This window comes from Calorimonas adulescens (assembly GCF_008274215.1).
In the GTDB taxonomy this organism is placed as follows: Bacteria; Bacillota; Thermoanaerobacteria; order Thermoanaerobacterales; family UBA4877; genus Calorimonas; species Calorimonas adulescens.
Genome location: NZ_VTPS01000008.1, coordinates 43707 through 60492 on the forward strand (window position 1 = coordinate 43707; position 16786 = coordinate 60492).

At 43.7% G+C, this 16786-nt stretch carries 19 protein-coding genes; 2 read left to right on the forward strand and 17 right to left on the reverse strand.

The window, feature by feature from the left end; genetic code table 11:
- Window positions 1-85: 85 nt before the first annotated feature.
- From FWJ32_RS06415 to FWJ32_RS06480, 14 genes are all read right to left on the reverse strand, one after another.
- Window positions 86-1042: a SpoIID/LytB domain-containing protein gene (locus FWJ32_RS06415; protein WP_238988814.1), complete on the reverse strand. Its 957-nt coding sequence runs from the start codon at window positions 1040-1042 to the stop codon at window positions 86-88.
- A gap of 100 nt (window positions 1043-1142) precedes the next feature.
- Complete coding sequence (locus FWJ32_RS06420) at window positions 1143-1418, reverse strand: HU family DNA-binding protein (RefSeq protein ID WP_149545139.1); 276 nt, start codon at window positions 1416-1418, stop codon at window positions 1143-1145.
- Window positions 1419-1492: 74 nt separating this feature from the next.
- Window positions 1493-2968 carry a bifunctional methyltransferase/pyrophosphohydrolase YabN gene (gene yabN, locus FWJ32_RS06425; RefSeq protein WP_149545140.1) on the reverse strand — a complete coding sequence of 492 codons (1476 nt, stop codon included), beginning with the start codon at window positions 2966-2968 and terminating at the stop codon, window positions 1493-1495.
- An 81-nt stretch (window positions 2969-3049) separates the two neighbouring features.
- Entirely contained in the window at window positions 3050-4174 is a 1125-nt protein-coding gene (locus FWJ32_RS06430; protein ID WP_149545141.1) for a hypothetical protein, read from the reverse strand.
- Window positions 4175-4231: 57 nt separating this feature from the next.
- Window positions 4232-5056 carry a 16S rRNA (adenine(1518)-N(6)/adenine(1519)-N(6))-dimethyltransferase RsmA gene (gene rsmA, locus FWJ32_RS06435; RefSeq protein WP_149545142.1) on the reverse strand — a complete coding sequence of 275 codons (825 nt, stop codon included), beginning with the start codon at window positions 5054-5056 and terminating at the stop codon, window positions 4232-4234.
- Between the two features lie 36 nt (window positions 5057-5092).
- A complete protein-coding gene (locus FWJ32_RS06440) occupies window positions 5093-6118 on the reverse strand; it encodes a ubiquitin-like domain-containing protein (RefSeq protein WP_149545143.1) in 1026 nt (341 codons plus the stop codon).
- Window positions 6119-6277: 159 nt separating this feature from the next.
- Window positions 6278-6619: a hypothetical protein gene (locus FWJ32_RS13475; RefSeq protein ID WP_203227616.1), complete on the reverse strand. Its 342-nt coding sequence runs from the start codon at window positions 6617-6619 to the stop codon at window positions 6278-6280.
- 75 nt (window positions 6620-6694) lie between these two features.
- Entirely contained in the window at window positions 6695-7453 is a 759-nt protein-coding gene (locus FWJ32_RS06450; protein WP_149545144.1) for a TatD family hydrolase, read from the reverse strand.
- Window positions 7450-9348 (reverse strand): methionine--tRNA ligase, encoded by a 1899-nt coding sequence (gene metG, locus FWJ32_RS06455; RefSeq protein WP_149545145.1) that lies wholly within the window; start codon window positions 9346-9348, stop codon window positions 7450-7452. The genes FWJ32_RS06450 and metG overlap by 4 nt, the downstream gene beginning before the upstream one ends.
- 24 nt (window positions 9349-9372) lie before the next feature.
- Window positions 9373-10119: a hypothetical protein gene (locus FWJ32_RS06460; RefSeq protein ID WP_149545146.1), complete on the reverse strand. Its 747-nt coding sequence runs from the start codon at window positions 10117-10119 to the stop codon at window positions 9373-9375.
- On the reverse strand, window positions 10116-10676 hold the full coding sequence (locus FWJ32_RS06465; RefSeq protein WP_149545147.1) for a Fe-S-containing hydro-lyase: 561 nt from the start codon (window positions 10674-10676) through the stop codon (window positions 10116-10118). Before FWJ32_RS06465 ends, FWJ32_RS06460 begins: the two co-directional genes overlap by 4 nt.
- Window positions 10673-11470: a fumarate hydratase gene (locus FWJ32_RS06470; protein ID WP_149545208.1), complete on the reverse strand. Its 798-nt coding sequence runs from the start codon at window positions 11468-11470 to the stop codon at window positions 10673-10675. Before FWJ32_RS06470 ends, FWJ32_RS06465 begins: the two co-directional genes overlap by 4 nt.
- Window positions 11471-11738: 268 nt before the next feature.
- Entirely contained in the window at window positions 11739-12257 is a 519-nt protein-coding gene (locus FWJ32_RS06475; protein ID WP_275266272.1) for a spore maturation protein, read from the reverse strand.
- Window positions 12254-12844 (reverse strand): nucleoside recognition domain-containing protein, encoded by a 591-nt coding sequence (locus FWJ32_RS06480; protein WP_149545149.1) that lies wholly within the window; start codon window positions 12842-12844, stop codon window positions 12254-12256. Before FWJ32_RS06480 ends, FWJ32_RS06475 begins: the two co-directional genes overlap by 4 nt.
- A gap of 140 nt (window positions 12845-12984) precedes the next feature.
- Between FWJ32_RS06480 and FWJ32_RS06485 the strand changes: the two genes are divergently transcribed.
- A complete protein-coding gene (locus FWJ32_RS06485; protein ID WP_149545150.1) occupies window positions 12985-13230 on the forward strand; it encodes an AbrB/MazE/SpoVT family DNA-binding domain-containing protein in 246 nt (81 codons plus the stop codon).
- Here the strand turns inward: FWJ32_RS06485 and rsmI are convergent.
- From rsmI to FWJ32_RS06500, 3 genes are all read right to left on the reverse strand, one after another.
- Window positions 13227-14051, reverse strand: a complete 825-nt coding sequence (gene rsmI, locus FWJ32_RS06490; protein WP_149545151.1) for a 16S rRNA (cytidine(1402)-2'-O)-methyltransferase — start codon at window positions 14049-14051, stop codon at window positions 13227-13229. The two genes, FWJ32_RS06485 and rsmI, sit on opposite strands and share 4 nt — an antisense overlap.
- On the reverse strand, window positions 14048-14773 hold the full coding sequence (locus FWJ32_RS06495) for a tRNA1(Val) (adenine(37)-N6)-methyltransferase (RefSeq protein WP_149545152.1): 726 nt from the start codon (window positions 14771-14773) through the stop codon (window positions 14048-14050). The genes rsmI and FWJ32_RS06495 overlap by 4 nt, the downstream gene beginning before the upstream one ends.
- Window positions 14774-14869: 96 nt before the next feature.
- Window positions 14870-15121 (reverse strand): hypothetical protein, encoded by a 252-nt coding sequence (locus FWJ32_RS06500; RefSeq protein ID WP_149545153.1) that lies wholly within the window; start codon window positions 15119-15121, stop codon window positions 14870-14872.
- Window positions 15122-15384: 263 nt separating this feature from the next.
- Here FWJ32_RS06500 and FWJ32_RS06505 point away from each other — a divergent pair, with 263 nt between their 5' ends.
- Entirely contained in the window at window positions 15385-16764 is a 1380-nt protein-coding gene (locus FWJ32_RS06505) for a tetratricopeptide repeat protein (RefSeq protein ID WP_149545154.1), read from the forward strand.
- Window positions 16765-16786 lie beyond the last annotated feature (22 nt).

Genomic DNA, 16786 nt, shown 5'->3' on the forward strand with positions numbered 1-16786 from the left:
CGTTATTTTGTATTATTATACATCATATTTTATTAATATGCAATAGATTTTATAAAAAATCAAAAGAGGCCCAGTTGGCCAGGCCTCATTCCCACATCCTTACGATATCCACTCCTTTAAAATAATACTTTATTATCTCCTCTGCTGTTTTCCCCTGCTCGGCCAGGCCATATGCTCCCCACTGGGACATACCTACACCGTGACCAAATCCTTTCCCTCTCATTGTAAGAGTGTTGCCATCAAACCTCAGGCTCTCCAAGAGCGTTGACCTCATCTTCCCACTGCCAATGGCTACCCTGAAATCCGGAGCATTTACAGGCACCCCATCAAAGCTGAGGACTGTGGCGCGCCCCGAAGGACCCCTCGCCGCAACCCTTACCTCAGTAAAATCACTTACTCCTGCCCCCATCTTGCTGAGTGCATCCAGCACCTCCTGTTTACTGAATGATGCCGTCCACTCTGCGTCTTCTGGCTTTGCCCTGGGTGTCTCGGGAGATTTTACCACCTGTATATAAGGAGGATTCTCTCCTTTATAGTTTAAACCTTCCTTGGCTGTGGCAGTCATACCACCGGCATGGGAGAAAAACCAGGCCTTGATGTAATTACCCCTATATACAGCCACCTCTCCCCTGGTATCGCTGACAGCCCTTTTTATCCTGTCGTTTATATTGGCCTCATTCCATGCCTGAGCCTCTTCAAAATCAGTGGATATGTCAGCACCTTCATATTTAGACTTCTTGGTATTTACAAAGTCCAGCACATAGGTCCTCGCCAAAATAGCCTGAGCCTTCAGTGCCGCCATAGGCCAGTCATTTTTTATCTCTCCTGCAACAGTACCCATGACATAGTCTTCAACGGGCATTTCTTCCACTTTTCCTGCCTGTTTGACGTATACCTTGAGTACAGGTTCTTTATCTTCCCCTCTGCTTATTTTTTCGGGTATTGGCGGTTTTTGAACCTGCTGTAACCTCCTGGCGACAGGAGCACAGGCTGTTGATACAATCATTAAGACCAGCAAAATACACATTAAAAGTCTTTTCAATTTAAATCTCGGACCTCCCTTCTATAAATATTATTTGAGGTCCAGCCGAAAATATGCAAAAACAAAGGAGGGGCAACTCCCCTCCCTTTGTTTTCATAACTTATTGATTTATCATGTCTTTTAGAGCCTTTCCGGCTTTAAACACCGGAGCCTTTGAAGCTGGAATGGTTATCTCCTCTCTGGTCTGAGGATTTCTACCCTTGCGCTCTGCTCTCTCCCTTACTTCAAAGGTACCAAAACCAACCAGCTGAACCTTGTCCCCCTGGCTCAATGCTTCTGTCACGGCATCAACAAATGCATTAATAGCCTTTTCAGCATCCTTTTTAGTAAGGTCACTTTTCTCTGCAACTTTTGTTACCAGATCAGCTTTGTTCATCAATATACCTCCTCTTCATTTGCTTCCTATTAGCATATTCTGCATAAATCCTGAAAATCCTTCTTTTTATAGAGTTATTTTTGATTTTTTTTACCTGTTTTATTCACTTTTGCCTCTTCCCAGAGAACATTCATATCGTCAAGAGACATATCCTGTAATCTCTGGTTTTTTCTTTCTGCTGCCTTTTCAATATAACAAAACCTTGATATAAATTTATCCGCTGTCCTCTTGAGCGCAAGCTCAGGCTGTATGTTTAAAAACCTTGCCACATTGACAACAGCAAAAAGCAGGTCTCCCAGCTCTTCCTCCATCCTGTCTGTGTCTGTGCCCTTATACACCTCCCTCAGCTCTTCCATCTCTTCATATACCTTTTCCATCGCTCCATCTACGTCGTCCCAGTCAAATCCCACCTCTGCTGCCTTGTCCTGCACCTTGCAGGAAAGCATCAGGGCCGGCAAATTGTGGGGAATACTCTCCATCACCTCCGTCTGGGTCTTCTGCCTCTTTTCCTCTTTCTTTATTTTTGCCCAATTTTTAAGCACATCATCCGATGAGCTGACCTTCACATCTCCAAATACATGTGGATGCCTCAATATCATTTTCTTGCTCACTCTGTCCACCACGTCATAGATGTCAAAGTTCCCCTTCTCCTCAGCTATCTTTGCATGGAAAAATATTTGAAGCATCAGGTCTCCCAGCTCTTCCATCAATTTTTCGTCATCATCGAGGTCAATGGCTTCTAAAACCTCGTAGGTCTCCTCCAGAAGATACTGCCTTAGGCTCTCATGGGTCTGTTTCTTATCCCATGGGCAATCCCTTCGTAGCCTGTCCATTATGTACTTAAAATCTTCAAAGCCATGCCTCTCCCTGTCTTCAAATCCCATGGGTCTTATATAGACTGAGGTGAGGTGGTCAATCCATTCAATCCTGTCCAATTGATATAGCGGAATCTCCACCTTTCTCATCATATCCCCATTGCCTGCCCCTGATATTACTGTTACTAATGTATTATCGTCATAAACTCTTGAAAGTTTAATCTTTACTTCTGAAGCAATAAATTTATCATATACCTGGGATATTATGACCCCTAAGGATGTATCTATACTGTAAGGTTCAAAATCAGTGGCATCTAAAAGCATAATATTTCTAAGGTCAAACCTGAGTTCGGCAGCCATAGCGTCTATGAAGCTCATGCCCGGCCTGATGTCCAGTTCAATTCCCATATCCGCCGCCCTATCAATGAGTTTTTCCACTGTCTTTTCATCTACCATCGGACTGCCAGGGACAGCATAAGATATTTCCACGTATTCTTCAGCATAGGAGAGCAGCCTCTCTACTATCTCCTCATAGACCCCTTCAAAAGATTCGTGGGTGTTGTAACACTCATCAAAGGATGTGTATACAATCCCCATTGACTTCAACTCTTCCACTCCGGGATGTACCTCTGTCCTCAAGAATACTCTCGCCGATTTTTTCAAAACCTCCAGGGTATCTACAGTGATGTATCCTTTGCCGGGCCCGAGACCCAGGATGTGTATTACTGGACTCATATGTACAACCTCCAATATTATAGTCACAAATATATTATAACAGAAAATATAAAAAAAACATGCATGAAAGCATGGTGAAAACTATGAAAACAGCGGAGGAGGCGTTGGCATCAGCGGCACCGCAATACGCCCTGTCGCCGCATCAATATGCAAAAGCCAGTATCCATCTTCCCCAAATATCCTCTCCTGCCCCTTTACCGGCTGCCAGTAGACAAACCCGGTCATACCCCCAAATGGCTGTTCCTGTATGCAAAAACGTCCCGGCATCCCATATACCAGATATTTGACGGTGTCTCCCTCATAATAGAATCCAACAAGATAGTGGTCATAAACACTGTCTGTAAAGCTAAGGTCAATCCTCCACCACCTGTAACCGGGTAAATCCCACTCGAAAGGTTTCACCTCCTGCAGATAATTCACTATACTGCCAACATATTTTTTGAGGCTGACCATATAGCCATCTATCTCTTCATTAATATTACCCGCATTTTCTAAAAATCCGCCTTCCCCTAATCCTGTATTTTCTCTATGGGTTACTGACTTTTCCCCCGTTGAGTTTGTCTCTGCCGGTCTCCCTTCTATCTGTTCCTCCCTTGCCGGACTCTCTTTTGAACTGTTTACATCGAGCTGGCCCTTTTTTTCTGAGTTCTCTTCCTGCATCGGTGTAACGGTCTCCTCGTCCTGTCCATCAACCTCATTTATGGCTGCTTCATCCTCTTTTGTAATCTTCTCCTGAGGTTCTTCTTCATTTTTTCCCTCCGTCATATTTATGGTTTGTTTCTTCTCTAAGTCTTCTGACTTCATAAAACGACTGAGTATCCTTTCTCTTATCCCCGGGATTTCTTCCGTGGTGTAACCTATAACCGGTATTTTATGTTCAGGAGTAATCAGTCCCACCGCCGATATCTCGTATATGTCAAATCCCTTCCCGTCTATATTGCTGGCATCAAAGGTCTTTTTGAGACTTCCTATACCGCCGGAGTCTATCCTTATGCCTCCACAGTCTACATATTCTATGGACTCGTCTTTTATAGATATCATAAACCCGCTATATTCCAGATTATTTTCCAGACCCTCCACATAGAATGTGATTGCTCCTTTTTCTCCCCTTTTCTCTACTTTTACGTATCCTTTTGCAGTACCACCGTTAGTACCCTCTCTGTCAAGTATATTTAGGGTTATATAACTCCTTTTATAACTGTCCATGGGCATACCCCCGAATTTATGGATTTTCCATATAAATATATTCCAGGAGGCATGCCTTTATGACTTTTTAAATATTATACCCGTTATTTCCTCAAACTGTTCTATGCCCAGCGTCTCCGGCCTTGCCATTGGGTCAATTCCTGCCTTTTTAAGATATTCTTTAAACTCATCTTTATCACCATTAAAAAGGTTCGCCAGCGTATTGACTATAGTCTTTCTCCTCTTGCTAAACGCCACCTTTACGACCCTTAAAAGGTCTTTCTCACTCACTCTTAAGTGTCGCTTCCTCTTGTTAAACCTTACTACGCATGACTCCACCCTTGGTGGTGGGATAAAGGCACTTTCAGGTATATAGAAGAGTATCTCCGGTTCGCTGTATAACGCAGCAACTATGCTCAATATACCATACTCCTTCCCACCAGGCCTGGCCACAACCCTCTCCGCCACCTCTCTCTGCATCATTAAGACTGCTGTTTCAACCATATCTGCAGAAGTAAGGAGCTTAGATATTATGGGCGAGGTTATATAATATGGTATATTGGCTACCGCAATGGCCCTTTCAGCAAGCACCTCATTCAAGTCTATATCCAAAAAATCTTCATTTACCACCTCAAGCCTTTTAGAATCTATCTCTTCTTTTAATATCTCGCAGAGCTTACTGTCAATCTCCACAGCTATAACCCTGCCCGCCTTTTCCACCAGCCTCCTGGTAAGAGCGCCCGTTCCCGGCCCAATCTCAAGGACAGTGGAGCCATCCGGTACGTTAGAGATAATCCTGTCGATAACACCATCATCAATAAGAAAATTCTGGCCAAGGGATTTTTTCGTCCTGACCTCATACCTCCTCAATACACGTATGGTAAATTCCCTTGTATTTTCCATAGAAACCTCCTAAAAAAGAAGAGAGGGATAATCCTCTCAATCTGCCAGTATATACACCTTACGTTTTTGAATGCCAAACCTTGCTACCACTTTAGGGTCATCATAATAAAGGTCAATCCTGTTACCCTTGATAGCACCACCTGTATCGGCAGCCAAGGCGTATCCGTAGCCTTCTACATACAGCTTGGTCCCAAGAGGTATCACCCTGGGGTCTACCGCCACAATACCTTCTCTTACAGGGATCCCGCTGTATGTTATGCCATAGCCCTTATCCCCGGGCTTTTTCCCTGTGCTCTCATAGGTTGCATCATAAGCGGTAGCGGTCATGGTTAATACCTTGGTATACCTGATGGTATCTCCCCTGGATGTCTTTAAAACCCCCAGGGTCCCCACCTCTATGATCTTGGACAGGGGCTCTTTTATTATCCTTTCTGCCAGTACCTCTCTTGTCTTTTCTTTACCATCCTCATATGTAACCCTGTAGGTTACTTCGGCCAGGCCGTTTTCACCCTCCTGGACCACCTTCGTGGTACCCTGGTCCATTTTTCTGTTTTCCCTTTTGCTAACATCATACGGTATCTCTTTTTGCTCTACAACTGTTTTTTCTGTCACCCTTGTTATCTTGATATTAACATAGGGCACCAGTGCAGCGGTCAGGCCAGGGAAAACCTTATCACTATCTCCCAACACAATATTGCTGGCCTTAAGGAAATCCCCCACGGTCTTCTCAGTGGTCTTTAATTCCTTGGTAACACCTCCGTCCGTCAAAATTATTGGTACAGCCTTATTTATAGTTACAGTCATGCCATCTTTCAGCTTTATGTCTCTGCCCGGATATACCTTATCCTCCGGGCCAAGTTCTATACCCTTTTCAGTCAAAAACTCTCCTACGGTTGTCTTATAAGTCTTATAGGATTGGACTGTACCATCCACACTGACCTTTACATCCTTTTCCAAAAACATGACCCCAAGAAAAAGGGCAAAGGCAACAGTGCAAACTATTGCTGCAGTAAGTATGGGTAAGCTTATCCAGTTCTTACTGCCTGTACAGTTTGTCTCCATACATCAACCTCCTATTTTTCATATTTGGGAGATAATTAATTTTAATATATCCATATTTATTTGTCAAATTTTCTTACATAATATGGTATATAACAATCATATGCTAATTCTGCTAATTTTATACATGGCATTAAAAGAACCGGGTATAATACCCGGTTCTCACTCTTCCTTCTTATATGGTGGCGGCGGTGAGGCAGGCATCCCCGGCATGCATGGCATACCGGGCATGGGCATCATTCCTGGCATACCAGGCATCATTCCGGGCATTCCGGGCATCCCTGGCATGCACGGCATACCAGGCATCATTCCGGGCATTCCCATGCGCTGGCATGTCTCTACCACCTCTTCCACAAGGTGCTCAATCGTCTCCATGGCAAAGTACCTGAAAAACGGGTCCTGCATAATCATATGGACCATCATCATATCGTGCATAGGCATACCGGGATAAGGCATAACTGGTGAAGGATAGGGCATATATTGATCCTGTCCGTTATAATCCATATATCTACACCTCCAATATCAAAGCTTCTATATTAATATATGTGGTGCAATATAAAAAGGTGAGGAAATAATACCTCACCTCAATTCAAAGAGGAGTATTGCATTGGTGTCTGTCTGCTCGATTACCATATCGACAGGGATTTCCCTTATTTCAGATACCTTTTGGGCAACCTTAGCCAAATATGACGGCTCATTACGCCTGCCCCTGTACGGTACAGGGGTAAGATACGGACTATCAGTCTCTATCATATATCTGTCCTGCGGTACATACCTCACCACTTCCGCAAGACCCGCAGGCAGGTTTTTGAAAGTAATAATCCCTGTGAAGGATATGAGAAGACCCAGAGACAAAATTTTTTTCATCTCATCTATACCTTCAGAAAAGCAGTGAACCACACCCTTTTCTAACCTTTCCTCTGCCATGATCCTGTACGCATCCTCAAATGATTCCCTTATGTGGACTATCACAGGTAAATCCAGCTTTTTTGCTATGCGTACCTGTTCCCTGAATACCGCCTTCTGTACCTCTCTCGGTGAGAAGTCATAGTGATAGTCAAGCCCTATCTCACCTATTGCCGCAGGTCTATGTCCTCTTGCCATGTCTGAAAGCACATCAAGCTTTTCCATACTATCGCTGGAGTCGTGGGGATGAATACCCAAAGCCGGGGATATGATGCTATATCTTTCGGCAAGCTCTATAGACCTGTATGAGGTCTCTAAATCAGAGCCCGGGACGATAATGTTCGTAATCCCGGTCCTTTTTGCCCTGTCAAGCACCTCATCTATATCGCCATCAAACTCTTGTTCATTCAAATGAGCATGGGTGTCTATCACTTGACCTTAACACCGCTTTCTATGTCTCTGTCTACGGTAAGTATGGAGAGGCTGTTTTCATTGGATGCCGCCAGAATCATACCATGAGACTCTATTCCAAACAGCTTGACCGGCTGCAGGTTGGCTACCAGTATAACCTTTTTACCTATAAGCTCCTCTGGCGCATAATACTTCGATATGCCGGAAACCACAGTCCTTTCCTCATTATCAACCTTGAGTCTCAGCTTTAATAGCTTGTCTGATTTTTCTACCCTCTCCGCCCCAACAACCTCTGCCACCCTCAGCTCTACCTTTGAAAAGTCGTCTATGGTAATATATTCCCCTTTATTGTTCTGCCCTTTATCTCCCTTTACACCAACATTATCGGTAATCCTGGGGAAGATAGGACTGCCGCGCTTTACAACGGTACCTGCCTTTAAACCTCCCCATTGCTTTAACGAATCCCATGTGGCCATATCATCGTCGGCCAGGCCAATCTGCTCTAAAATCTTGACATAGGTATTCGGCAGATATGGCTTTAGCAGCACTGCTATATACCTCAAGGCCTCGCAGGAGTTATACAGAACTGTAGCCAACCTCTCCCTCTTTTTTTCATCCTTTGCAAGGACCCATGGAGCAGTCTCATCGATGTATTTATTCATCCTGCCAACAAGCTTCCATATCTCGGAGAGGGCATTGCTTATCTGCAGGGTATCCATACAATCCTCAACCTTTGCAGGCAGGGACAAGGCCATTTCAATCACTTCCCTGTCAAGCCCCTCAATGTTCCCTGCCTGCGGCACCACACCGCCAAAATAGTCCTCCACCATCTTGACTGTCCTGCTCAAAAGGTTGCCCAGGTCGTTGGCCAGGTCTGCATTTATCCTCTTTATCAGCGCCTCATTGGAGAATACACCATCAGCACCAAAGGGTACCTCCCTTAAGAGGTAATACCTTATGGCATCTACACCATATTTCTCAACAAGCAGGAGAGGGTCCACCACATTGCCCTTTGATTTGGACATCTTCCCACCATCTAAGACTAACCAGCCATGCCCAAATACCCTCTTAGGCAGCGGCTCACCAAGAGACATCAGCATTGCAGGCCATATGATTGTGTGGAACCTCACTATTTCCTTACCCACCAGGTGCACATCCGCTGGCCAGTATTTCTTGTATGCCTCATCATGGCCTGTAGAATAACCCAAAGCAGTTATATAGTTAGACAGGGCATCTACCCACACATAGATTACATGTTTAGGGTCAAAAGGCACCTTAATGCCCCAGTCAAATGATGTCCTTGAGACGCACAGGTCCTCAAGGCCAGCCTTTATAAAGCTTATCATCTCGTTTTTCCTTGACACAGGCTGTATAAACTCAGGATTTTCTTCATAATACCTCAAAAGTCTATCGGCATAGTTGGACAGCTTGAAAAAATAAGCTTCCTCACTTACCATTTCTACAGGCCTGCCACAGTCCGGACACTTCCCGTCTACAAGCTGGGTCTCTGTCCAGAAAGACTCACATGGGGTGCAGTACCAGCCCTTATATTCACCCTTGTATATGTCCCCTTTGTCATACATCCTTTGAAAGATCGTCTGGACTATCTTTTCATGCTCCTCATCAGTAGTCCTGATGAACTTATCGTAAGAGATGTCCATTACCCTCCAGAGAGCCTTTATACCACTTACAATCTCATCCACATATTGCTTGGGGCTTACCCCCTTGTCTTCCGCTATACGCTGAATCTTCTGGCCGTGCTCATCCGTCCCGGTAAGAAACATAACGTCATAGCCTGTCATCCTCTTAAACCTGGCCAGAGCATCCGCAGCCACAGTAGTATAGGTGTGGCCTATATGAAGTTTATCACTTGGATAATAGATAGGCGTTGTAATATAATAGGTTTTTCTCTCCATTATTCAATGTCCACCTTCCGTATATTATTTATTGTCCTCCCAGTATAAAATCTTCCATGTACCATTTGTAAGCTTTGCAAGATAAATTGACCTGCCGGCAATCCGCACTGTGGCCCTATCGTCCTCCAGGATAGTATACTTTTCACCATCCGACGTCTTATACTCCTCCGGATTGCCCATAAATGTCAGCGCTACAAGATATGGATTATTTCTCCATGTGGCATTGTTGTTCACATAGGATACCATATCCTCCGGTTCTTTAGTCAGACTCCTTATCTTATAACCGGTCTCAAATTTTTCCAGTGTTACAAGCCCGTTATATATCACAAAGGCACTCTTATCCCCATCTATCTCAGTGTTTACAGTCTCATAAAAATATCTCGGATAAACAAACTGGCCTGTCTTTTCAAAACCGGCCGGGATCACCTTTATCACTGCAACATTGGCGGTATCCTTCCACGAATCTACAAAGTCCTTATACCCTAACCTGCTCTGATACGAATCGCTTAAAAGACCGTAGGCATACTCATAAGGTTCCAGTCCTTTAGACCCATCAGGCGCACTGGTCGCATAATACAGGGCATCAAAGAACGCATTTACATAATCCTCAGGTGCTGTAAAATCAGTCTTCCCTGGTGGATAGAATTCCGGTTCCCTGACTTCTATATTTATGAACTTTCTCTTTTCCACTCCTGTACCCGTATCAGCAAATACCGGCACAACTATAGCTGCAATTAAAAGCATTGAAATTAGCAAAGACCATCTTTTCATTTTGTAAGCCTCCCATACTGTTTAATACCCATCTCGTACTGATTATTCCCATAACAGTCTATGGCAACTATTGCAGGAAAGTTTTCAACCTCAAGCATGTAGACAGCCTCAGGGCCTAAGTCCTTAAAGGCAATTATACTGCTTCTTTTTACACAGCGTGCTATCTTTGCACCCGCACCGCCAACCGCCACCATATACACAGCCCTGTTTTTTACCATGGACTCTATGACACCCTTTGACCTTTCACCCTTGCCCACCATGCCCTTAAGTCCCATGTCAAGCATGGTTGGTGTGTAGCTGTCCATCCTGCCGCTTGTGGTAGGCCCTACAGAACCAATAACCCGGCCTGGCCTTGGAGGCGTCGGTCCGGCATAATATATTACCTGCCCCTTTACATCAAAGGGAAGCGGTTCTCCTTTCTCGATCAGCTCCATCATCCTCTCGTGGGCTGCATCTCTCGCTGTATATATTGTTCCCGTAATATAGACCCTGTCACCGGCTATGAGCCTCTCTACTGTATCATCACTCAGAGGAGTGGTGATATGGACCTCTCTCATCCTAATATCACCTCTCCATGCCTTGCCGCATGACATTGAATGGCACAGGCTACCGGTAGCGATGCAATATGCGTAGGCATATACTCAATATGGACATCTAAGGCCGTCACCCTGCCCCCCAGCCCTTGAGGCCCTATTCCTGTATCATTGATCATCTTTAAGAGCTCCTCCTCTAAGGCTGCATACCTGCTGTCCGAATTGCGGCTGCCAATCGACCTCAAGAGCGCTTTCTTAGCCATCAAGGCTACCTTCTCAAAATTGCCTCCTATACCCACGCCCACGATAATGGGCGGGCATGGGTTTCCTCCTGCATTCCTTACTGTATCTAATATAAACCTTTTTACCCCATCCACACCATCGGCAGGTTTTAGCATCCTCAGTGCACACATGTTTTCACTCCCTGCGCCCTTTGGTGCTACCACTATGCGGAGTTTATCGCCCGGTACCACATCCACGTGAATAATCGCCGGGGTATTGTCGCCGGTATTTACCCTTTCAAACAGCGGCTTTCTGTCTACAGATTTCCTGAGATACCCCTCCCTGTAGCCCTTAGACACCCCCCTGTTTATAGCATCCGTAAGGCTTCCCCCAACGATTGTGGCATCCTGTCCCAGCTCTACAAACACAGTAGCCATCCCGGTGTCCTGGCACATGGGCACACCCTCGCAGTATGCAATATTATCATTTTCAATTATCTCCTGCAGTATGCTCTTTCCCAGTTCAGACTCCTCAACATCCAAAGACTTCTTTAGGGCTTCCATGACATCCTCTGGAAGCTTGCTGTTAGCCTCCATACAGAGCCCGGCCACTGCATCGGTTATCTCCTCTGCACTAATCAACTAAATCCCCTCCAGTTATTACTAATATATCACACCGCACCAGCTTCTTCAATAATTTTTGTGGCCTGTTCCTTAAGCATTGCAGGATTATAATTTGGACTTCATAGTTATACTGGTGAATGTCTTTTTATTTAACAGAACTGGTTTTTCTATTTTGGGCTTATCATATTTTTGTATCACAATATCTATTCTGGTCAGGCCGCAGCTCCATTATTTAATAATCTCAAAAGAGTAAACTGGCTATAAGGCAGGAAATAAGAATGCCTATTACATCTGAGGCCAGGCCGGCAAGGAGGGCATACCTCATCTTCTTTATACCTATAGCTCCAAAGTACACAGAAAGCACATATAAGGTAGCCTCAGAAGAACCGTATATCATGGACGCCAGTATACCTATGTATGAATCGGGTCCATATTCCCTGATAAGGTCCATGGCTATCCCAAGAGAGGCACTGCCAGAGAGAGGTCTTAAGATGGCCAGGGGCAATAACTCTACCGGAATACCCGCAGCAGAGGTTAATCTGCCAATGGTTTCTACTACTATTTCCATAGCACCCGATTCCCTGAACATGTTTACCGCCACTAACATGGCAATAAGGTAGGGCAGTATATTGACGACAGTCTTAAGTCCCTCCTTTGCCCCCTCAACAAATACTTCATATACCTTTACCCCCTTAATAATACCTATAAATGGTATGCCAACCAGCAGTAAAGGAATAATATATCTTGAAAGGCTATTCATACCTTGTATCTCCTGTATGCCATTCTTATAAGGAGTGTTACAATAACAGACATAGCTGCAGCAGTGATTGATGAAATCATGATGGGCAGAACAATGGCGGCCGGGTCTTTTGACCCCTCTACCGCTCTAATGGCTATCATGGTGGTCGGCATGAACTGCACGCACTCTGTATTAAGCACCAGAAACATGCACATGGCGTCCGAAGCAGACTCTTTGTCCGGATTCAATCTTTGAAGCTCTTCCATAGCCTTTATCCCCATAGGCGTGGCTGCATTACCCAGCCCAAGCGTATTGGCTGAAAGGTTCATTATCATGGCGCCCATTGCCATGTTGTCTTCAGGAAGTTCTTTAAATAACGGCTTCAGAACAGGGTACAGTGCTCTTGAAAGCAAATTTATAAGGCCAGAATGTTCAGCTATCCTCATTATTCCAAGCCATAGCCCCATAATGCCAATGAGACCAATGGAGATCTCCACAGCATCTTTAGCACCGTTCATTATTGCCTGGTTCAACTGGTCTATCCTCCCTGTCAGGACTCCAACTATTGCGCTTATGCCTATAAGGGTAAACCAGAAATAGTTAATCATTTTCAGCACCTCCTATGGAAACCATATGAGCCCTTTGCGCATATTATGAGATTAAATTACATTAAAAAAATGTTGACTTTATTTGTAAAATCTGGTATCCTTAAAATATAAATTTTGTCGAAATTTGGAGGGGAAGAAACATGAAATCAACGGGAATAGTTCGTAAAGTAGATGAACTGGGCAGAGTAGTAATACCAATTGAGCTTAGAAGGACTTTAAACATTGCAGAAAGAGATGCCTTGGAAATTTATGTGGATGGAGAACAGATTATATTAAAAAAGTATGAACCAGCCTGCATATTCTGCGGCAACGCCAAAGATGTGGTAAACTATAAAGGTAAGAACATCTGCAAAGACTGTCTGGACGAATTAAAAAAAGAGGCTTAGACCTCTTTAAAAATATCATAGACCTCTCTTTTGGTGACACCGGCTTCTTTCGCTGCCAGTTTAATCGCATCCATCTTTTTCATGCCCTGGTCCATGTACCTCCTGGCCAGGCCTCTGGCAAAGTCAATCCCCAGGAGAGGTTTTTCTTTTTCTGCACCCTCTACGACAATCACAAACTCACCCCTGGTGCCTTTCTCCTCAAAATATTTAATCGCTTCGCTGATTGTCCCTCTGAAGGTCTCCTCGTATACCTTAGTAATCTCTCTGCTTACCGATACATTTCGTTCACCCAGTGCATCCTTTATATCCCTTAATGTGCCCATAACCCTACGTGGAGACTCATATATAATAATGGTACGCACCTCATGTTTTAGCTCTTCAAGGATTTCATCCCTCTCTTTTTTCTTGCGGGGCAAAAAACCCTCAAAGCAAAACCTCCGTGTGTCAAGGCCAGAAAGTGCCAGTGCCGCAGTAAAGGCCGACGGTCCCGGCAGTACCTCTATCCGTATGCCGTTTTCAATGCACTTTTCCACTACAATCTCCCCAGGGTCAGAGATAGCGGGCATACCCGCATCACTTACCAAGGCCACATTTTTCCCTTCCAAGAGCATACCTATTATTTCTTCTGAGGCAGTAACCTCATTATGCTCATGATAACTTATAAGCCTCTTATGTATATCGTAATGGTTTAAGAGCTTTATGGTATTCCTTGTGTCCTCAGCCGCAATCACATCCACCTCTTTTAGCACCTCTAAGGCCCTTAATGTTATATCCTTGAGGTTGCCGATGGGTGTAGCACAAATGTAGAGTTTGCCTGTCAATCCCCTTCACCACCATAATATATCCTCAGATATTCCTCAGTGTAATTCCCTTCACTATTATATATAATTATAGGTCTTTCTACAATCATGTCTGGTGAACCGCACTTAACGCAGCGTACCAGAAAGAGGTTGGGCCTGTCGTTTATCCTCGGATACACCATATAGAGGCTCTTGGGCTCCAGCCTGCTATTCCTGCATTCCCCAAGGACCTCTGCAAGCCTCTCCGTCCTGTGCACCATAAACAAGCTGCCACCAGATCTTAAAACCTTAAAGGCAGCATTGAGCACATCCTTCAAGGTACAGTAAATCTCGTGCCTCGCCGCAGCCCTCATAGGGTTCGGACTCATATCCCCTGTTTGCACCCTCAAATAAGGCGGGTTTGCTGTTACAAGGTCAAAGGACTCATATTCAAAATAGTCCTGTATATTCCTCAAGTCTCCCGCTATTATCTTTACACCAGACAGGCCATTGATTTTAACGCTCTCTTTTGCCATTTCCACCTCTTTTTCGTTTATATCAATGCCAAAAACCTCTTCAACCCCTCTTTTGCCAGCCAGAAGTATTGGCACGATGCCATTACCACACCCCAAGTCCAGCGCTTTTTTGACACCATTTACAGGGGCAAGATTGGCAAGAAGCACCGCATCCATGCCAAACCTGAAACCATCCCTGTCCTGTATAATTTTAAGTCCGTTGTACTGAAGGTCATCAACTGTTCTCATATATACCTCTCCTGATAAAGTCTGATTTAATGTCAATCTATATTATAGCATAAAATGATAAATGCCGCCTGAATAGGCGGCATTTATCATTTTATGCTACGCAAGACCGTACGGTGTTATGATTGGACCGTAAGGGACAATGATGGGACCAGCAAACTCCTTGTCATCATAGGGGACAATAATAGGTCCAGCAACCTCTCCCCCACCATAGGGGACAATGATGGGTCCAGCAACCTCTCCGTTTTCGTAGGGGACAATGATTGGGCCTGCTATCTTCACGTTTACTACGGGGAAAATAGCCAGTGCAACCATCAATAAAACTGCGACCATGGTTAGCTTTGCCCTCATTTTTACATCTCCCTTCCTTATTCTTATATTATTATTATTTTATATCCAATCAATATATATGTCAATAATAATCTTAAAATTTAAATTGTTAAATATAAATATACAAATACTATCATATGCACAATTTTTATAATTATCAAAATTATTCTTCATGGTAACAGAGAGAATAAAATAATTTCAATAGAAATAAAATATTTTTCCCATAATTTATATTATGTGTTATAATAATAACTATAAATAATTGTATAAACGGGGGATAGAATATGAACATGGAAGATATTGATTTAAACATGATCATCGACTCAAAAGAAATTGGACGTAGAATCAGAAAAAGAAGGCGAGAGCTCAGGTTAAGACAACGTGACATAGCTGGTAATGAGTTCACAGTTGGCTATATAAGCCAATTAGAAGTAGGAAATATATATCCCTCCGTAAAGGCACTCACCTATTTAGGTAAGGTGCTGGAGGTACCACTATCATATTTCCTTGACCCCGAATATGAAGAGAAGAAAGATTTATTAGAAAAAATTAAAAAATTAGATAATAGTTATGTCCAGTTTCTCGAGGCGGAAAGGCTTATAAGGAATGGGGCCTATAACGAGGCTAAGAATCTACTGGAGAGGTTTTTAGATGAATTTGACCCCAATGACCCAAGATATATAAAGGCAAAGTTCCTCATGATATGCTGTTATATCGAAACAGAAAACTACAAACTGGCAGCAGAGTGGTTTGACGACTTTATCGGGACATTACTCAGTGACGATAACAACCTGAAATATGCAGCCTGGTTATATTACAAAATCGGTATCTCATACTGGATGATGGAAAGACATCTGAAAGCACTCAGGACTCTTGAGAAGGGTGTCGACCTGATAGACAAGAATAACCTTGACCTTCACGACCTGAAGGGTAAAATGCTTCTAAATATAGCCAACCTGCTTATAAAGGTAAACAATTATGTAAAAGCCAGAGACTATTTTATGATGTGCATGAATTATTCAAAGGACCACGGCCTGGTGAAATACATAGGTTCATGCTATCACGGGATTGGCTTTACCAGCTATTATTTGAATGAATATAAGGATGCGATAAAAAACATAAGACGCGCAATTTTTGTAAACAACATATTTGGATTAAAGGAAGAGGTGGCCAAAGAGTATAACTATCTCGGGTACATTTACATTGACATGAAACAGTATGACTTTGCCCTGAAAAATTTTGAAAAGAGTATGGAGATATACAAAGAGCTCAACAAGATGGTCTACGTTTCATTTAACCTTACTGAAATTGGCCGCATACAATATTTGCAGGGTAATTACAATCAGGCCCTCAAATACTTAGAGAGGGCAGATAAACTGCTTTCAGAAAATCCCAATTTCCTCGAGGAAAGATGCAGGATAAACCGGCTCATTGGCGACGTTTACGCTGCTCAGCAGGAATATGTAAAGGCAGAGGATTCATACAAGAGAGCAGAGTCTTTTATAGCCAACATAGATGCAGAAAAGGAGAAGGCCGCCCTCGGAGAGGCGCTGGGCAACCTTTACTACAGGATGGGCAGAGTTGAAGAGGCCCTTGACTATTTCTCCAGTACGAAAAATGAGGATAATGTAAAGAGCCCGCTGCGAGACAGTATTAATTTATAATTTATAATTTTCCCCTGGAATG

Bases quoted from the DNA above. Each gene is read 5' to 3' on its own strand.
- FWJ32_RS06420 (WP_149545139.1), bottom strand. From the start codon at position 1,418: ATGAACAAAGCTGATCTGGTAACAAAAGTTGCAGAGAAAAGTGACCTT.
- yabN (WP_149545140.1), bottom strand. From the start codon at position 2,968: ATGAGTCCAGTAATACACATCCTGGGTCTCGGGCCCGGCAAAGGATAC.
- FWJ32_RS06430 (WP_149545141.1), bottom strand. From the start codon at position 4,174: ATGGACAGTTATAAAAGGAGTTATATAACCCTAAATATACTTGACAGA.
- rsmA (WP_149545142.1), bottom strand. From the start codon at position 5,056: ATGGAAAATACAAGGGAATTTACCATACGTGTATTGAGGAGGTATGAG.
- FWJ32_RS06440 (WP_149545143.1), bottom strand. From the start codon at position 6,118: ATGGAGACAAACTGTACAGGCAGTAAGAACTGGATAAGCTTACCCATA.
- FWJ32_RS13475 (WP_203227616.1), bottom strand. From the start codon at position 6,619: ATGGATTATAACGGACAGGATCAATATATGCCCTATCCTTCACCAGTT.
- metG (WP_149545145.1), bottom strand. From the start codon at position 9,348: ATGGAGAGAAAAACCTATTATATTACAACGCCTATCTATTATCCAAGT.
- FWJ32_RS06460 (WP_149545146.1), bottom strand. From the start codon at position 10,119: ATGAAAAGATGGTCTTTGCTAATTTCAATGCTTTTAATTGCAGCTATA.
- FWJ32_RS06465 (WP_149545147.1), bottom strand. From the start codon at position 10,676: ATGAGAGAGGTCCATATCACCACTCCTCTGAGTGATGATACAGTAGAG.
- FWJ32_RS06470 (WP_149545208.1), bottom strand. From the start codon at position 11,470: ATGGAGGCTAACAGCAAGCTTCCAGAGGATGTCATGGAAGCCCTAAAG.
- FWJ32_RS06475 (WP_275266272.1), bottom strand. From the start codon at position 12,257: ATGAATAGCCTTTCAAGATATATTATTCCTTTACTGCTGGTTGGCATA.
- FWJ32_RS06480 (WP_149545149.1), bottom strand. From the start codon at position 12,844: ATGATTAACTATTTCTGGTTTACCCTTATAGGCATAAGCGCAATAGTT.
- FWJ32_RS06485 (WP_149545150.1), top strand. From the start codon at position 12,985: ATGAAATCAACGGGAATAGTTCGTAAAGTAGATGAACTGGGCAGAGTA.
- FWJ32_RS06495 (WP_149545152.1), bottom strand. From the start codon at position 14,773: ATGAGAACAGTTGATGACCTTCAGTACAACGGACTTAAAATTATACAG.
- FWJ32_RS06500 (WP_149545153.1), bottom strand. From the start codon at position 15,121: ATGAGGGCAAAGCTAACCATGGTCGCAGTTTTATTGATGGTTGCACTG.
- FWJ32_RS06505 (WP_149545154.1), top strand. From the start codon at position 15,385: ATGAACATGGAAGATATTGATTTAAACATGATCATCGACTCAAAAGAA.